General features: G+C 42.4%; 7 protein-coding genes and 2 pseudogenes. 4 read left to right on the forward strand and 5 right to left on the reverse strand.

The window, feature by feature from the left end:
- The first annotated feature begins 436 nt into the window (after positions 1-436).
- Positions 437-3,049 carry a phosphoenolpyruvate synthase gene (gene ppsA, locus NSS66_RS23590; RefSeq protein WP_075154236.1) on the forward strand — a complete coding sequence of 871 codons (2,613 nt, stop codon included), beginning with the start codon at positions 437-439 and terminating at the stop codon, positions 3,047-3,049.
- A gap of 322 nt (positions 3,050-3,371) precedes the next feature.
- Here the strand turns inward: ppsA and NSS66_RS23595 are convergent, their stop codons facing one another.
- The 4 genes and pseudogenes from NSS66_RS23595 to NSS66_RS23615 form a co-directional block, all read right to left on the reverse strand.
- Positions 3,372-4,676, reverse strand: coding sequence for an NtaA/DmoA family FMN-dependent monooxygenase (locus NSS66_RS23595; protein ID WP_340959910.1), 1,305 nt, complete (start codon positions 4,674-4,676; stop codon positions 3,372-3,374).
- A gap of 684 nt (positions 4,677-5,360) precedes the next feature.
- A pseudogene (locus tag NSS66_RS23600) lies at positions 5,361-7,525 on the reverse strand (amidase).
- A gap of 296 nt (positions 7,526-7,821) precedes the next feature.
- A pseudogene (locus tag NSS66_RS23610) lies at positions 7,822-9,729 on the reverse strand (carbohydrate-binding protein).
- 1,254 nt (positions 9,730-10,983) lie between these two features.
- Complete coding sequence (locus NSS66_RS23615) at positions 10,984-11,889, reverse strand: LysR family transcriptional regulator (protein WP_340959914.1); 906 nt, start codon at positions 11,887-11,889, stop codon at positions 10,984-10,986.
- A 137-nt stretch (positions 11,890-12,026) separates the two neighbouring features.
- Here NSS66_RS23615 and NSS66_RS23620 point away from each other — a divergent pair, with 137 nt between their 5' ends.
- Positions 12,027-13,175: an epoxide hydrolase family protein gene (locus tag NSS66_RS23620; protein ID WP_028541598.1), complete on the forward strand. Its 1,149-nt coding sequence runs from the start codon at positions 12,027-12,029 to the stop codon at positions 13,173-13,175.
- Between the two features lie 663 nt (positions 13,176-13,838).
- On the opposite strand, the gene NSS66_RS26875 is transcribed toward NSS66_RS23620, so the two are convergent.
- Positions 13,839-14,117 (reverse strand): helix-turn-helix domain-containing protein, encoded by a 279-nt coding sequence (locus NSS66_RS26875; protein WP_076159626.1) that lies wholly within the window; start codon positions 14,115-14,117, stop codon positions 13,839-13,841.
- Between the two features lie 795 nt (positions 14,118-14,912).
- On the opposite strand from NSS66_RS26875, the gene NSS66_RS23625 reads away from it, so the two are divergent.
- Together NSS66_RS23625 and NSS66_RS23630 are read left to right on the forward strand one after the other, a co-directional pair.
- Positions 14,913-17,609: a sensor histidine kinase KdpD gene (locus NSS66_RS23625; protein ID WP_338532425.1), complete on the forward strand. Its 2,697-nt coding sequence runs from the start codon at positions 14,913-14,915 to the stop codon at positions 17,607-17,609.
- Complete coding sequence (locus NSS66_RS23630; RefSeq protein WP_028541596.1) at positions 17,602-18,309, forward strand: response regulator; 708 nt, start codon at positions 17,602-17,604, stop codon at positions 18,307-18,309. Before NSS66_RS23625 ends, NSS66_RS23630 begins: the two co-directional genes overlap by 8 nt.
- Positions 18,310-18,541 lie beyond the last annotated feature (232 nt).

Here is an 18,541-nt window from a genome sequence, read left to right on the forward strand (position 1 = left end):
AAGTGAATTATAGAAACTTTCATGCTTTCCCATTTTCCCAAGTGCAAAGATGAACATGCCCGAAAAAAAATATAAGAGGTTCACTATACGCGCTTCGTTCGCTGAACTAACGGGCAGGTTAGCTCAATAAGAACCCGACGCAACTTCAGGGTTTCCTTAGGCTACGTAGGAGCGATAGGGAACTATGCAGTAACTGAGTTCGGCTCGAGCCATGGTTTTTGATGTGACTAATGATAGCGGAAAATCAAAAAAGAACCTGGATAGTTTTATCAGGTTCTTTTATATTGCATATAAAACAGACACGATGATATAATCAGATTGTGACTTCGTAAATTTAAATTGACATAAAAATCACATTTTATACTTTAACTTTACCATGCCGCTAAACTCTTGTCAAATGTTTTTTTCTCAATTTAATAGTTAGGAGAGATATTGAATGAGTTCTTTGGTTCTCGGTTTTCAGGAAATGGAAAAAACGCAGTTTTTGCTGGTTGGCGGAAAAGGGTTAAATTTAGGGGAATTATCAAAAATTGAAGGAATACCTGTACCAGAAGGTTTTTGTGTTACAACAGTGGGGTATCAAAAAGCCATCGAACAAAAAGAAACGTATTATGCATTGTTGGACCGACTAACAAGGCTAAAAGCAGAAGAACGAGCTCAAATTGGTGAAATCAGCAGGCAGATTCGACAAATGATTATGGAAGTAGAAGTTCCTTCCGATGTTGTGGAAGCAGTTACTCACTATCTCTCCCGGTTTGGAGAAGAACATGCTTACGCAGTGCGTTCCAGTGCGACTGCTGAAGATTTGCCACATGCCTCTTTTGCTGGTCAACAAGACACCTATTTAAATATCATCGGCAAAGAAGCAATCTTGCAGCATATCAGCAAATGTTGGGCTTCCCTATTTACGGATCGCGCGGTTATCTATCGTATGCAAAATGGATTTGACCACAGTCAAGTTTATTTATCCGTTATCGTTCAAAGGATGGTTTTCCCGCAGGCTTCAGGAATTTTATTTACCGCTGATCCGATTACATCCAACCGGAAGCTGCTATCGATCGAAGCTAGTTTTGGACTTGGAGAAGCACTGGTCTCTGGCTTGGTCTCTGCCGATTGTTATAAAGTACAGGAAGGGGAAATCGTCGATAAGAGGATAGCAACCAAAAAATTGGCTGTCTATGGACGAAGAGAAGGCGGAATAGAGACCCGGCAGATCGACCCCGATCAGCAAAAGACTCAAACCCTTACTGAACAACAAATTTTACAACTGGCACGCATGGGAAGACAGATCGAAGCTTATTTTGGCTATCCACAAGATATCGAATGGTGTTTGGCCCATGATACTTTTTATATTGTCCAGAGTCGTCCAATCACGACTTTATACCCGATCCCTGAAGCAAATGATCAGGAAAATCACGTTTATGTATCTGTCGGTCATCAACAAATGATGACTGACCCGATAAAACCATTGGGATTGTCTTTTTACCTGTTAATAACTCCTGCACCCATGCGTATAGCCGGTGGAAGGTTGTTTGTTGATGTTACACATATGCTGGCTTCACCTGTCAGCAGAGAAACTTTCTTAAATACCCTGGGACAATCTGATCCGCTCATAAAAGACGCATTTATGACCCTAATAGAGCGAGATTTTATAAAATCGTTACCAGATGATAGAACAGAACGGAGTCCCGGTAATATCAGTAAAGGTAGGTCGTCTGCAGGTTTTCAAGCACAAATCGAAAACGATCCGGCAATCGTTTCTGATTTGATTAAGAACAGTCAAACATCGATAGAAGAATTAAAACAAAACATCCAAACGAAATCAGGAGCAGATTTATTTGATTTTATTCTGGAAGATCTCCAAGAATTAAAGAAGATCTTATTTGACCCACAAAGTTCAAAGGTTTTTATGACTGCTATGAATGCTTCGTCATGGATCAATGAGAAAATGTACGAGTGGTTAGGTGAAAAAAACGCAGCAGATACGCTTTCTCAATCTGTACCAAACAACATTACTTCGGAAATGGGTCTGGCGCTATTGGATGTCGCAGATGCGATTCGTCCTTATCCGGAGGTAATTGATTATTTACAACATGTAAAAGATGATAATTTTTTGGATGAAATGGTTAAGTTGGATGGTGGACAGGAAACTCAAGACGCTATCTATGCTTATCTCAACAAATACGGAATGCGATGTGCCGGTGAAATCGATATTTCGAGAACTCGTTGGAGTGAAAAACCAATTATACTTGTCCCCATGATTCTCAGTAATATCAAAAACTTTGAGCCTAATGCTGGCAATTGGAAATTTGAGCAGGGGCGACAGGAGGCTTTGAAAAAAGAACAAGAGTTATTAGATCGATTGAAGCAATTACCGGATGGTGAACAAAAAGCCAAGGAAACAAAACGGATGATCGATCTGATCAGGAATTTTATCGGTTATCGTGAATATCCTAAATACGGCATGGTTAATCGCTACTTCGTTTATAAGCAGGCTTTACTAAAAGAAGCCGAACAACTCGTACAAGCTGGCATTATTCACGAAAAAGAAGATATATACGATCTCACTTTTGAAGAACTTCACGAAGTCGTACGCACAAATAAACTGGATTATCAGATCATCAGTAAACGAAAAGACGATTACAAATTATATGAAAAACTAACTCCCCCGCGTGTAATCACGTCTGATGGTGAAATCATTGCGGGTGAGTACAAACGAGAAAATCTCCCAGCTGAAGCGATTGTAGGGCTGCCTGTTTCTACCGGAGTTATAGAGGGACGAGCACGTGTCATCTTAAACATGGAAGATGCTGATCTGGAAGATGGAGATATATTAGTCACCGCCTTTACTGACCCCAGCTGGACACCATTGTTTGTATCCATAAAAGGCCTAGTCACCGAAGTTGGTGGACTGATGACTCATGGAGCCGTTATCGCACGTGAATATGGCTTACCCGCAGTTGTCGGAGTGGAGAATGCTACCAAACTGATAAAAGATGGGCAACGAATTCGTGTGCATGGAACAGAAGGGTATATCGAAATATTGTAATGGCTGTATACGCTAAGTAATAGCCTCTGTCATAATGGACGGCATTAAATACAACCTATCATGGATAAAAGGGCGGTTATCCTGTTCGTCCTTTTATCTACCTATGACACAAAGGAGAGTTGTACTTTAAGAACTTATTTATTTGAAGATCAAAACAACATAATGATTTATATATAGCTGACCCAATAATCTAAATCGCTTGTCCTTTACGGTAATAGGTACAAGTTCTTTTCCTCGACTTGAGACAAGTGCTTGTACCGTTAGAACAAAAAAGCCGCTAAAATAGCGACTTTTAATGTCTTGTTCTCGACAGTATCGGGTGTTAAATACCCAAATGTGCCCTCAGAGTCGAACCTGCATATTCGCTTCTGAACAAGCCTCTTTCAACCAACTGCGGCATCAGTTTTTCAAAAAATATTTTCATAGATTCTTCTGAACCGCCCGGAAGAGCTATAAATCCGTCAATAGCCCCAGCCTCAAAACGCTCAATAATATCATTCAATACGTCCTCAACCGTTCCAACGGAAACCCAATTAGCAGATCCGACGACCTCGGGTCTTGCCAACACATCTTCCACTGTAGGCTGATGGTTTATAATATACCGGCGCAAAAGCTCAGCATGTGTCCGGCTACGGACTGGGTGATTCGGATCAGGAAGCATATCGGCAGTTATGCGATGATCCAAAGCAAAGCTGCTTAAATCAAGGCCAAGCACTGACTTGAGCAGTGCATGTCTGCGCTCCATACTTAGATGCGCATGTGCTGACTTATGTAATTCATGCGCTTCCTCGTGAGTTTCAGCCAAGAAAAAATATAATCCAGGCAAAACTTTGATGGCGTTCGGATGTCGTCCATGTTCTTTGGCTCTTTTTCTCAGATCATTTCGCAATTCCACTCCGGATTCAAGGTCTGACATGGCCGCAAAAATAGCATCCGCTATTGAAGAGGCAAAATTTCGTCCTGTATCTGACGCGCCTGCTTGAAATAAAGGAATAGATCCCGATGTATGGGCAGGTAAAGTAAGCGGTCCCTGGACACTGAAAAAATCGCCTGAATGATTAATTGAAGAAACCTTATTCTTATCAGAAAAAATGTCTGACTCGCGGTCAATTACAATCGCTTCATCAGGAAAACTTTCCCATAGTTTGCGTACGACATCAGTAAATTCCATTGCTTTCGCATATCTTTCTTGCGGTGAAGGCATAGGCGAATCACCGAAATTTTCTGCGCCTTCAATCGAAGTTACGATATTCCAGCCTGCGCGCCCGTTACTGAGCCAGTGCAACGACTGAAGCTGCCTTGCGACAACATACGGTGGATTGAAAGTGGTGGAAACCGTTGTCACTAATCCAATCCGCTTAGTTTCACGAGCAATCGCCGCAAAAATCATTGTAGGATCGGGACTGCCAAAGTTAGCGGAATCGCCCAGCATCTGCGGACTAACATAAAGATAATCCGCCTTGAAAATAAAATCGAGCTTTGCCTTCTCCGCCATTTTTGCCAAATCAATGTAATAGTCAATTGACCCCATCTTTTCCACACCGCTGTCCTGGTGCCGCCAACCGTCTCCTTTCATCCAAGTCGCAGATAAGGATAATCCAATGCATAATTGTCTATTTGTAGTCAACTCTATCAACCTTTCTCTATAGAAAAATAATGTTGCGCCTAGGTAATATTCCGATCAGTGCATGCTTAAGTAGGCGAAGCCAACCGAGTTAACATCCAACACCGACGTCTCTCCATGGCAACAAGCGCTCGGTGATCATAATCAGACCTTCGAATTAGTTAATAATGATTCTCATTATCAATATAGATTGTAGCAAGTACTACACAAAATGCAAATATACAAATCGCGAACGCTATATGTAGCATTATCTAATCCAGCCTTGCTGTGTGATTATTTATGATGATCTAATCTTAATCTATGCGTGATGCAGAGGGAGACACACCGAAATTATTTAAATACTTTTGATCTTGAACTTAAATTCTATTTCTTTTAGATGATAGTAAAGTCTATGAATTAATCCGTTTCCTTGGTTAGATAGGATTAAGCAATTGTTTCTATTCAACAAATATCCAAATAGTGATTGAGCTATCGAGAAACGATAGTTCAATGAACAAGACAGCAAGGCTATAACATGTCAAGTTGCATTAGAATTTAAAGAGCTGGAAGTTGCAGTTTCATCTGACCAACCTCCAGCCCGCAAGCTTAAATATCCCGTCGCTCAGGCCAGCTGCAGCGATGGCTTCCCTAATGAGAACCTTACGGTCATGGAACCCACAATTATAGTGAGTTCTATGATGTCCTTCGTCATTGGGGTAAAGTGACTGACTTGACTTGAGCAGAGGTATTTCCGTAAATATCCTTGGCCAGTACGAGAATATGCAGCGTATCGGCTTGGGAGGAACCACCCTGTTTGTATTTAGTAGTTGGAAGCGTTGCTGACCAATTGGTTTTATCTTCTGTAATAACGACACGAATCCCATTGACATAAACTTTAAGCTGCGCGATATCGCTTTGATCTGTGACTGAACCTTCCAAAGTGAGAACATCATCCGTGATTGAAGCATTCAACTTAAGTTCAGGGGTTCCTGTTTCCTTGCGTTTAGAGGGTGGGAGAGCAGTTTGCGGGTTATAGGAAAAGGTTTCATCCTCAAGCGCTGGCGTGCGTGCTGCAATAGGACGGTTTTTGGTCGCCTGCTCATAGGAATAAGCGTAACGAAGCAGGTCATTATCGCTGTATGCGGCACCTGCCATCGTCAGATTAACGGGCATTCCGGTATCCTTCATAGCGCCCATACTCACAGACACACTTGGGATACCGTACTCGCGTAGAATGAAATTCGTATTGGAGAAATAGTTGCCATTCTCCCAAGCCTCCTCATAGGATGTTTCATTCACATCGGAGTCAGCTTTGCCGATATTCGAATTTGCCGGGAATGCAATAAAATCAAGGTTGTTTTGCTTCATCCAATTTTCAAAATCAATCTTTCGCACATTTTCAAGCCCCCGTAGTCCTTCATGAAACTGGGGAATTTGTTCGTAAGGGGTGACGCCTTTCTTTATGGTTTCAATAAATACGTCATAGTGGCCAAGGTCTCTGCCACGTTTGGCATCTACCGAACCGGGCGGATTTGGGAAGACGGTTGCAGGGTCGATATTAGCCCATGACGGAAAATTCGGATCGCCCACACTTTTAAGGAATTCCTCAGCAGCATAAGGATTAAGCAATCCGAATTCCTTTTCAACCCACTTTGCCGGCATCAAACCACGTTCCTCAGGTGTTTTTGCTGTTGCCCGGTCTTTCTCGCTGTTCGCCTGCAAGGGGAAGTCAACTTCCACAACCTCAGCTCCAAGAGCAGTTAAATCCTTTACAGCTTTTTCCCATAATGCCTGTATCGAAGGTCTGAATTTGATCGGAGTTGTGGTTTCATGGTCCTTACCAATATAGATTTTCGGAACGCCAATGCGCTTGCCTTTTAACGCTTGAATGTCTCGCAGCTCTAAATAGGATTTGGGACGGACACTGTTGACAGAAGGGAGTCGAACGGCTTTCTGTTCTCGCCAGAAATCCCCCTTGGTGATCTTATCTTCTACAACGATCACGTCAAGCAAGCGGAGCATGTCCTCGACAGTCCTCGTATGTGGGACAACGACATCCCGTATAGGGAAGAGCGGCCAATTCCCCCGAATGGAGATTAGGCCCCGCGATGGCGTGTAGGCAATTAAACCATTGTTAGATGCTGGTGATCTTCCAGAGGATACCGTTTCCTCCCCCATACCGAAGGCAGCGAGGTTGCGGCTGTTGATACGCCAGATCCGTTAGAGGAGCCAGAGTACCAAGCTGCAGCCAAATAATTTGGATTGTACGGACTTTCAGCACGGCCATAAACGCCTCTTTGCATTCCCCCTGCTGCCATTGGCGGCATGTTGGTTTTACCAATGAGCACCCCTCCGGATTTGCGTATCTTCTCTACTGTAAAGGCATCGTCTTTTGCCATCAGATTTTTGAAAGCTGGAGATCCAGAAGCGACAGTGAGTCCCTTAACCTTGTAGCTGTCTTTAACCGTGTAGGGGATGCCTTGCAGTGGACCGGTCTTAATACCCTGTGCCCTTAGTTGATCAGCCTGAGCGGCTTCTTTTAGTACGTCGGGGTTCAGAACAGGGATGGAATTCAGCCGAATGCCACTAGCATCATAGGCATATACGCGGTTAAGGTACAGGGCGGTGAGTTCGACACTCGACAGTGCTCCTGACTTCATCGCGTCCTGCATCTGAGCAATCGTAGCCTCTTGCAATTGAAATGTAACTAGGGAGGAGACGGGTTCACTACTGGTTTTACTTGAGGAAGAGGGCGAAGGGGTGGCGGATGCAAGGGAGCATCCCGTGAGAGTTAAAATCATACCAGTCGCGATCCATTTGCAATAATTACCGATTACATTCCTTGCATTCGCTTTTAGCATTCGTGCGCACATAGCATTTTCACTCCTTAAATTAGATAGGATCAGGAATTTGAATAGAGAGGAACGAGAAATTCATAAATGTTTCTAATTATACTACTTATTTTCATACGAAATGTCAATTTTTGTAATACGGATATAAAGGGAGCCATTTAAGGTAAAATGGTGCCCGAGATTACACTAGGGAGCTTCCCTAGCAAATCCCGAGCACCAGAGGGCGTTTTCCATGGGTTACACTTGTAAGTCACTGAGGATGAAACACCCAGACATTCTCAATATAGTAAACATTTGGCTAAGATAAATACGAGCGATCATAATGAAAATTCAATGAAATCCACGTAGGCATCCAAGGTTCCGTCATCGCTCGTCAAGGTGAGTTTGACGTCCTGATCTCAGGTAGCGTGAGTAATGTTGGATAAAGTTTGGACAGTCGGCGTTTTGCCCGTGAAATAAAAGGAACCCACAGTTACTCCTCCAATAACCAAGTCCACTTTGGCCGTACTAGCATTGCTTGAAGCCCCCCGTACTGAGATATTATGCGTAGGGTTGGCAAAATACTGTGAGTATGATGCATAGTCAGCAGTGGCATACAGAGCAGCCCCGTCAAAAGGTGTACTGATCTTGCCCGCATAAGTGCCGCCAATGTTCATGTTCTCAGCTTCAACCTTTGTCCCCGTATTGCTCCCCGTGTTGGGGGTAAACTGCCAGGCATCCAAATTAAATAGATTGCCGTTTCCTGTCCCAGTAAACACCAGATAAATGTTGCGAACCCCAGTTGCATTATTGATCGTGGTCTCTACTTCTCTCCAGGTCTGCATACCTCCAGTTGAAGGTACTTTTAAGGTGCCGACTAAAGGGCCTGTCTCACTGTCAAGACGTACTTCAATACTACCACCGACATTTGTGGCAACATTGGCTTTGAACGTCTTTGCTCCGGTAGAGCCAAAATCAGCCTTCCCGACAGCGACCCAGTCCCCATTGTGAATATTGGTCACATTCAGATTACTGACCGGACCGCCAGTGGCTTGAGTGGGCTCGGACGTAATACCCGCCTGCCACGCCATGGTTTCCGCTTCAACTCTGGTATATGGATTTAGATTGGATAGCTGAGCTATTCCAGTCATATTCCCTTGTACCTCCTGGATGCTTCCATCGGTATTGTACACCAGCTTATTAATGTGAGGAGAGCGATAGCCTTTTCCATTTCCAATTTGTGCCTTGCTGACCGTTTGGGCATGATACACGACGTACCACTCATTTTTAAAGTTAAATACAGCATGGTGGTTGTTGCCGCCAACGCCGAAGAATGTATAGGGGTTTTTCAGGAAATGGCCTTTATAAGTGAAGGGGCCCATCGGGTTATCGCCGACCATATAGCCGATTTCACCTGCAGGGTACTGTGGCGGGTGTGTCCCGGCAAAGTTAATGCAGTAGGAATAATAGTATTTGCCATTGTACTTATGAATACCGGAATCTTCAAATAAGTAAGGTGCATCAATGGTGGTTGTGCTTCCAACAACACTTATCATATCGGCCCCCAACTTGATCACTCTAGCTGTTTTAGGATTAGCAATGGAAGCGGGATCGGATTCGTTAGGAATTCCCCCACCGCTATACAGGTATCCTGTGCCATCATCATCCACCAACACAGCCGGATCAAAAAGCCATGTCACGCCAGCCATTCCAGGCGTACTATGTGTCACAAGCGCTTTACCGAGGGGGTCTGTCCAAGGTCCGATCGGCGTGTCTGCTGTCAGGACTCCAATTCCTGCCCCACCATTGGCAAAATAAAGAAAGAATTTATCTTTGCCATTCAATTTTTTATGCGCAATTGCTGGAGCCCAGGAGTTAGAGGCCCATTTGGCAATGCCTCTACCGTTGTTCTTGTTGTTGGCACCTGCGACCGGTATCGTTCCGTGATCCGTCCAATTCACCATGTCCGCGGAGGAAATGACCTGGATGCGATCCAGTGCACTGAAGTCATTGTCTTTAATCGATCCATCATTGTTATAAACATACGTATCACTTGACATGTAGACATACACCCTTCCACCATATACCAATGAATAGGGATCAGCTCCCAATTTATGATCCACTAGAGGGTTGGAATTTCCAGGGAGTTTAGCCAGTGGTCGATTGGCAGCATCTACACTTAGCACGAGAGAGACACCAAGCAATAAAGTGAAGGAGAGAAATAAAGCTAGACATTTTCTAATCATAACAATAACCTCCGTTTTTTTATATGGTCCAAAGCCGAGCTATTCGTAAATTTATCAAACTCAAGAATATACTCAGACCTCTACCCGTAAGGAGAACTGCTGTGAAGAGGGCACGAGAAATAGAAATGAAATCGCTTACATTTATTGAATTTAAAAGTGAACTACGAGAGGAGAGTCACCATATACTGGTCTCTGTTCATTTATTGACAACTCCAGTTATGTGTTGGAGAAAGTATAGTAATCATAAACATTGGGTTATTAAATATTAATATGTAAATTGATTGCAAATAATGGTTTTATTTGGCGCAATCATAGCATGTTCTATCAAAAATAACAATATCATTCTATTTTCTAAAAAAAGCGAATCGAAAGGAACGTAAATTACGATACCAATGGCATGCTGGACCTTTTGCAAAATCGAGATATCCGACCTGTTATTCCAAGCAAGCGCAATCGACGGGTGAAACTTTAAGTTGGCATTAGTTAAACACACTATGTCCATACGTTGTATGCTGAACATGACTGGATAAATTAGTATGAATGATTGCAGCAGAAGAGGCAGCCCTGCAGGGATGCTTTTGCCTGTCCAGGGGAGATTGCATTAATGCAACACTGATATCCAATTTCCAGTATCCTAAATTAGTGCAATAAATGTTGTAAAGTTAGTATGGGCAGTTACCTGATTCATTCATTATTATAAATGCTGTAATCTACATTACCTAGAGTGGGGTGACAAAGTTGAACGAAAGTAAAAAGAAGACGGATCGGCAGTCTGCTGATGGTAGGTGTGTTGACATGTCGGCCGTGTTGAACGGGTGTAGCAGCAATAGCGAGCGGTCACAAGCCGGGTGACACAAAAACTACATGTGCCAGGCTGGAGATAAGAACGGTAAATACGATCAACCGGTAACAATTACGTATTTGTGACCATGGGGTCCAGATATTAAGTTCAAACCAGGAGAAATCATACCAAATGGACAAAAGAAAAGCTGGGAATCGAGTTGAAAAATCAGTAGGTTTCTCCATCCACAAACAATGCATTTAAGACAAAACTGCGTTTGTCTCTTGTATCAAGCGCTGACTTGCTGATATTATCTCATATCGCGGCGAATTTAATTTGGTTCGAGAACTGATTGAATCTCTGACAAATTTGTGGAAGCCGGCGAATTGTTTGATCAATATGCTGACGAGACATGGAAGGAATGTCGAGGGACAAGAACATGGCCCGATTACCAATTATCCAACAAATGGTAGTCATCTTGAACTTTCGAGTTCGTTATCCGTTTCACGGATCGACTTTATCACAAATTCAGAGAAAGCTTTTACTGTTGGAGATAACCACTTTTTCTTTTTAATCAGCATATGGGAGTATATCGGATCGAACTTTTCGGAATGACTTACGATTTTAAGTTTTCCTCTATTCACGTCTTCTTTAACTGTAATATAAGGCAAAAAAGAAAATCCAAGCCCACTCATAACGGTTTGTTTAATCGCCTCAATACTCCATAACTCCATGGTTTGAAATGGGTGAATATCATGCTTTACAAGATATCTTTCAAACATGGTCCGATAACTATAGCTTTCTTCATTCGTAATAAAAAAATGGTTGGTGTTCTCTCGCTTATATTCATCGAAATGGTCTGGACCGTCATTGCTGCACACCAGGACAATGTTCTCCTGGGCCAAAGAATAATGAATGCATTTTTCCGGATGTATTTCCGGGTAGACCATGAAAGCCACATCTACACGTCCACTGATTAAGCCAACCTGGTTTTGTTCACATATACCGTTGATAAGGATGAATTTGACATGAGGATATTTCAAAGAGAATTCCCTTATAATCGGGCTTAATCTAGAAATTGTTAAAGACTCTGGTGCAGCCACCTTTATAGCACCTTTAACCTCCTGGTTGCTTCGTATATTTCTAATCTGGTCATGAGTAGCCAGTAGATCTTCTGCCAGAGGTATTAATTCTCTCCCTAATTGAGTAAGTTTCAAGTGCCTTCTTTCGTAAGTGAAAAGCTCCCCGCCAATCTCTTCTTCAAGCGACTGTATATGGGCAGTGATCGTGGACTGAGTGTATCCCAATTGCAATGCAGCCCCTGTATAACTTCCGATTTCGATAATCGTCTGAAATGTAATAAGGTGTCTAATTTCCATCGATGTTCTCCTTAGGTTTAATTTCTATCGATAAAAATGATAATGATTTTGAATATTTCAATTTTATTAATGAACAGATCCATCATACAATGGAATCCTTCTGATCGTAAATTAATCTACAAGGGAGGAAACAATGAATGGAACCGTTCAAAATTTCAATTCCAGAGCAACAACTGCATGATCTGTCTATCAGACTAAAACAGGTTCGATGGCCTTCGAGTTTCTCTGTAGAACCATGGGCTCTGGGGACAGACCGTTCCTTTTTAAAGAGATTAGTTGATTATTGGAGCACGGAATACAACTGGCGTGAACAGGAAGCATGGTTAAACCGTTTCCCGCAGTTTATGGAACATGTGGATGGCTTCGATATACACTTTGTACACGTTCGGGGTGAAGGCACATCCGCACGACCACTGTTGTTGACTCATGGATGGCCAGGATCATTTGTAGAGATGTTAGAACTAATCCCTTATCTAACAACTCCATCACTATATGGTGGACATGCTGAAGAGGCTTTTGACGTGATTATTCCCTCATTGCCAGGCTTTGCATTTTCGAGTAAACCCACACGACCGGGAGTGGGGTCCAAATACGTAGCTACGCTTTGGGCAAAACTTATGGATCGTTTGGATTATGAAAGGTATTTGGTTCAGGGAGGGGATATTGGAGCAGGGGTCTCAACATGGTTAGCATTCATGTACCCTGAACGGGTGATGGGACTTCATCTCAATTATATTCCAGGAAGCTACAAGCCACCCCTCACTCCGAATACACCATCTGTTAGCGAAGAAGAGCAAGCTTACTTAGACATCGTAGCTGAGTGGTTGGACCGAGAAGGTGCTTATAGCGCCCTTCATAGAACGAAGCCGGAAACACTGGCTTTTGCACTAAGTGATTCCCCAACCGGTCTTGCCAGCTGGATGGTAGAAAAATTTCAAGGTTGGAGTGACTGTGACGGGGATATCGAAAGGTCTTTCTCACTTGATCATATCCTCACTAACATATCGATTTACTGGTTTACCAATTCGATTGCTTCTTCCATGCGAATATATACTGAAGGTACCAAAATGCCACTGCATTTCACCGAAGATCAGCGTGTTACTGTTCCAACAGGGGTTTCCTTATTTCCCAAGGAGCTGCCCACGCCTCCCCGAAGCTGGGTAGAACGCGCCTATAATATTACGTACTGGGAGAAAGCGAATAAAGGCGGTCATTTTGCCGCTATGGAAAATCCTAAATTGTTTGCCGAACATCTAAATCATTTTTTTCATTCCATAAGCATCTGATAGTCTCTATCCTTGAGAGGGTTATGAACAACCAGTACATTTTTTACCAGACATACATTTACCCCTTAAAGGGGAATGGACACAAAGTTGGCCCTCAAACTTTGTCTTAGAGATTACCACAGTGAAACTGGAGTTGACCTGACTACTAAGATCATGTGAAAAGGGGCAAATTTTAATTTTGTGTTACTGTAAAATATGTAAATGCAAAGCGGTAACACAACTCAATATTCTTCTACAAAATCACATATGAGATTCATTCCGCTACGGTAGGTTCACATATTAGTCCATATAAAATGAGAAAAATATCGGGGTGTATACACTTAAATAGATACATTTATCCATACTTCTCTTAATTATAATTCAGCCAAGTATATTCACAACCTCAACCATACTACACAGCTTCGATATTGTTATATGAATAAAACTGATCGAAACCGTCAGTATCACTCACTAATCTCAAGGCAAAGGAGCATAGATGATCCAACAAAATAACCAGTACTCTTGAATGAACTTACAGGGCAAAGAGAGCTTGGAATAATTCAATGCGCAATAAAAAGCTCATGTCGTTGGCTTTGCGTCTAGTTATCGAAGAAAAAAAGGACATTGACCATTTAATTAGTCGCTTATTTAGCAGCTTTTTATATTTTGGAACGACTGCCCGAACTAAAGATGAGAGATTTTATTATATTTCCGGAAAGTGTACAGTTCATACTTTGGAAAACCTGACAAGGCCTTGATCGATATGTGGGTGAAAAGGAAAACTGAAGAGGGGGTTATTCGAAAAAATAAATGCGGTGAAACTTGGGGGCACAGTCTAATAAAGCAATTTAATCGCTCTGTAAGCTTGCTAATGATCTCAAAAGAGGGCATCGCATTTCCTTTCTCAATTTGACTAATGTAACCTCTGGTTCCAACATCTCTAGCTAGATCCTTCTGACACATTTATAAACCTTTTTGTAAGTTCTTTATCTTCTTCCTAGTAAATAAGAATTTGTGTACCCACGGTATTGGAAGAGGGAGAGGGCTTGGTAATTACAATCGAGCCCTTTTTATTTACAGGTGCAGGGTATGTCGTTGAGCATACGGATGGATGGACTTTATGTGTACCCGACAATAGCTTTGTGGCACAACATGAGCATACCATAATAAGGTGTCTCAGCCGGAGAATACAAGAATAAGCAAAAGCTATAAAGAATGAACTGTACCCTGTCAGTCAGACATGAAGAAGAAACTATGTCTACTTGGCAGGGTACTTTCATTCGTTTCTCTGACTTAAGGAGGAAGAATTGATGTGGAAGAAATGTAGTTTGTTTTTATTAGTTCTAGCATTTGTGTCGATTTGCATTTCTGAGATGCCTGCGTCTGCTGCCAGCTCTACAATTACCAAGCATATAGGAAATTCTAACAATGAAATTTGAAATGGAAGGAGAAGATGTCTAAACGTGCTATGACAGATGAAGCCAAAGCATTGAATCCTTGTTTTTCAATCTTCTATGCCGTGAATATGAGAAAAGGCTGAACCAGCTTGTGAAAGCTTTTTATATTATTTTGTGCTGCTATCCTTCCACTGAGAAAGCTAGGACAGAATCAGGATTCTGAGGCTTCTTTGAGGATGTTATTACATAAAAGCGGATCTTAATACAATCTTAATGCTGTAGGCAAATTCGTAATACGGTACTGATTTTGCTCATGATATACTATGGATTGAGAGAGAATATAGTAGAGGGTGGGCACAGGATGGCAGCAAAACAGAACGATGCCGGGTCCATACTTGATCGAATTACTGACTTGCCGGTAAGAAAAAGTAGAGGAAGACTGAAAATTTTTGTTGGATATGCACCAGGTGTTGGGAAGACCTGTGCAATGCTTAGCGACGCTCACGAAGAGCAAAAAGAGGGTATAGATATCGTAGTTGGATACATTAAACATTATGCCCGGCCATACACTGCGGCGTTGTTGGAAGGACTTGAACTTCTTCCTTACATCAAAATTTCAAATAAAGAATCCTCAACTAAGGAATTTGATCTGGACCAAGCGCTCCAGAGAAGTCCTGACCTTATTTTATTGGACGATTTGGCCCATACCAACGCGGCAGGATGCCGACATAAAAAAAGATATCAGGATGTGGAGGAACTTCTTCGCGCAGGAATTCATGTATATACGACGATGAATGTTCAACAGATCGAAAGTCTAACGGATATTGTCTACTCCATTACTGGCATTTCCGTTGACGAACGCATACCGGACAGTGTATTTGACAGTGCTGATCAGGTGGAATTAGTCGATATTGAACCGGATGATTTAATAGGACGTTTGAATAGGGGAAAGATTTACCCTGAGGAGGAGAATACACAGGCTCATTTATTTACCAAAGAGAAGCTGACGACTCTACGTGAAATTGCTTTGCGTAATACAGCAAGTCAGTTAAACCGAATCGCGGAGCAAATCAGTGAGCAGGCGAAAAGAAATGAATTTGATACGAAAGAACATATTCTGGTCTGTCTGTCTTCGGCTGCTTCCAATAAGAAAGTGATCCGAACAGCAGCAAGAATGGCGGCAGCTTTTCATGGTCATTTCACCGCGTTGTTTGTGGAAACACCAGAAGCGAGAGAATTGACATCAAAAAATAAAGCGGAGTTAAGGGAGAACCTTAGGCTGGCTGAGCAAATGGGTGCACAAATCGCAACGATGTATGGAGACGATATTCCAGGACAGATTGCCGAATATGTCAAAACAAGCTGTGTATCGAAAATTGTCCTAGGACGCTCCCCTTACAAGAGGAGAGGGCTTGCAAAATCCAATGTAAGTGATAAACTAACGGCCTTACTTCCTAATATTGAAATCTATATTATCCCCTATACTCAGTCTTCCTTCTATAAAAGATTGCCTTTTTACGAAAAATACCCATTGCTGTCGTTGGCAGATACTATCAAGACCATTGCTATCTTGGCTGTGTGCACAATTATTGGCTTGTGGTTTAAGTATTTGGAATTCCGAGAAGCTAACATTATCACCGTGTACATTCTGGGAGTTTTGTTAAATGCAATTGTGACTAAGGGCAGAATGTATAGCGCCATTTCTTCGGTTATGAGTGTACTTGTGTTTAATTATTTTTTTACCGAGCCTTATTATTCTTTACAGGCTTATGATTCAGGCTATCCGGTCACCTTTCTGGTCATGCTGGCTGCTTCTTTCATGACGAGTACACTGACTATGCGAGTAAGAGAGCAGGCTCGGCAATCCGCGCAAAAAGCTTACCGTACCGAGGTGCTTCTGGAAACAAGCCGGAAATTGCAACAGGCCAAAGACTCTCCGGCTATTATTAATGAAATGGCACATCAAATGGTAAAGTTGTTGGACAGAATGGTCATTTTCTATTCAGTTGACCAAGGGGTACTGTTGGCGCCGCAGTTTTTTCCAAAGAAAGAATCTGCAGTTGATCCAGGGGTCTACACAGGAGGCAACGAACGTGCAGTTGCAGAGTGGGTATATAAAAACAACAAGCGTGCAGGAGCAACGACGGATACTTTTTTTGGCGCTAAGTGTCTATATCATGCGGTGCGTGGAGGAGAGCAGGTTCTTGCGGTGGCAGCTATTGTAATGGATGAGGAAGAACCTTTAGAAGTTTTTGAAAATAGCCTAATGCTTGCCATGCTGGGAGAATGCGCGCTGGCGCTAGAGAAAGAAAAACTGAACGAAAGACAACAAGAGATTTCCATGCAAATCCAGCAGGAGCAACTCCGTGCCAGTCTGCTTCGGTCCATTTCTCATGATTTACGCACTCCACTTACCAGCATCTCAGGCAATGCGGGGATTCTTCTTGGAAACCCAGAGGTACTAAACGAGGAACAGAAAAAAGGTCTATATACGGATATATATGACGATTCCATGTGGTTAATCAATTTGGTAGAAAATTTGCTGTCTATTAGTCGAATCGAAGGTGGTACTCTAAATCTGAATTTTCAGGCAGAATTAATGGAGGAAGTCATTTCGGAGGCTCTGCTTCATGTGAATCGCAACAGTGTGAAGCATGTCATTCAGACGGAACTGGATGATGAATTGATGATGGCTCGAATGGACTCCCGACTTATTGTTCAGGTATTGATCAATATGATTGATAATGCAATCAAGTATACCCAAGATGGCTCTCACATCACAATTTCAGCAAGACGCGAGAGACATATAGTCATTGTAGAAATCTCAGATGATGGCCCCGGTATTTCTTCAGAAGAAGTCAAGGTTAGACTGTTTGAGATGTTTTATACGGCAGACAACATTCATGGGGACGGACGTCGTGGATTAGGATTGGGGCTTTCTCTGTGCAAATCAATTGTGAATGCTCATGGAGGTACTATTGGTGTTAAGGACAATATCCCTAAAGGGACGGTTTTTTATTTTACCCTGCAAGCTGAGGAAGTGAATGTTCATGAATAAACCTTTTATTCTTGTTGTGGAGGACGATAAACCCATCCGCAAGCTGATTACGACAACGCTGGAGACACAGGGGTATAAATATCATACGGCTGAAACAGGGGAAGCATCGATTTTAGAAGCAGTATCCAAGCAGCCGGATCTAATGATTCTGGATTTGGGGTTGCCGGATATGGATGGTGTAGATATCATAAAAAAGTTTCGTGCATGGTCGAATATGCCTATTATTGTGGTCAGCGCACGCAGCGAAGATCGGGATAAAATAGATGCGCTGGATGCCGGAGCGGACGATTATCTAACAAAGCCCTTCAGTGTAGAAGAACTGCTGGCCAGACTTCGAGTCAGTTTACGAAGAATTCGAAATGACAGTGATAAGCTCCTGAAGGATGCTTCCATCTTTATTAATGGAAATTTGAAAATTGATTATGCAGCAGGATGCGTATGGATTGGTGAAGAAGAAATTCACCTGACCCCAAGCGAATATAAACTGCTTTGCCTGCTGGCAAAACATGTAGGCAAAGTACTGACCCATAATTTTATCCTGCATGAAATCTGGGGCAACCACAGCTATGACATTCCTGCCCTGCGTGTGTTTATGGCAACGCTGAGAAAAAAAATAGAAAAAACATCATCACAAACTAAGTTTATTCAAACACATATCGGAGTTGGTTACCGTATGCTTCAGGTTGGAGATGATGGCTAGGTAACAATACCATTATGTAATTAGAGATCATGCTCTTATGGAGCATGGTCTCTTTATTTTTCATCTGCCACTAAATCTTAAGATGATCTTTATACCTATATGAAAACCCTAATCCTAAACTAATGGTGAAAATGTTACGCTGAACTCTGAAGTAAAGAGGATAAGGAGGTTCGGCATGTGAGATGGGCACTACCTTGTTCGTCTGTTTCATCGGCTAAGCTGTCAACTGAGT

The organism is Paenibacillus sp. FSL R10-2748 (genome assembly GCF_038005565.1).
GTDB lineage: Bacteria > Bacillota > Bacilli > Paenibacillales > Paenibacillaceae > Paenibacillus > Paenibacillus polymyxa_B.

What these genes read in the sequence shown, in the direction of transcription:
- ppsA (WP_075154236.1), top strand. Translation starts at nt 437, where the DNA reads ATGAGTTCTTTGGTTCTCGGTTTTCAGGAAATGGAAAAAACGCAGTTT.
- NSS66_RS23615 (WP_340959914.1), bottom strand. Translation starts at nt 11,889, where the DNA reads ATGGAAATTAGACACCTTATTACATTTCAGACGATTATCGAAATCGGA.
- NSS66_RS23620 (WP_028541598.1), top strand. Translation starts at nt 12,027, where the DNA reads ATGGAACCGTTCAAAATTTCAATTCCAGAGCAACAACTGCATGATCTG.
- NSS66_RS26875 (WP_076159626.1), bottom strand. Translation starts at nt 14,117, where the DNA reads ATGTGTCAGAAGGATCTAGCTAGAGATGTTGGAACCAGAGGTTACATT.
- NSS66_RS23625 (WP_338532425.1), top strand. Translation starts at nt 14,913, where the DNA reads ATGGCAGCAAAACAGAACGATGCCGGGTCCATACTTGATCGAATTACT.
- NSS66_RS23630 (WP_028541596.1), top strand. Translation starts at nt 17,602, where the DNA reads ATGAATAAACCTTTTATTCTTGTTGTGGAGGACGATAAACCCATCCGC.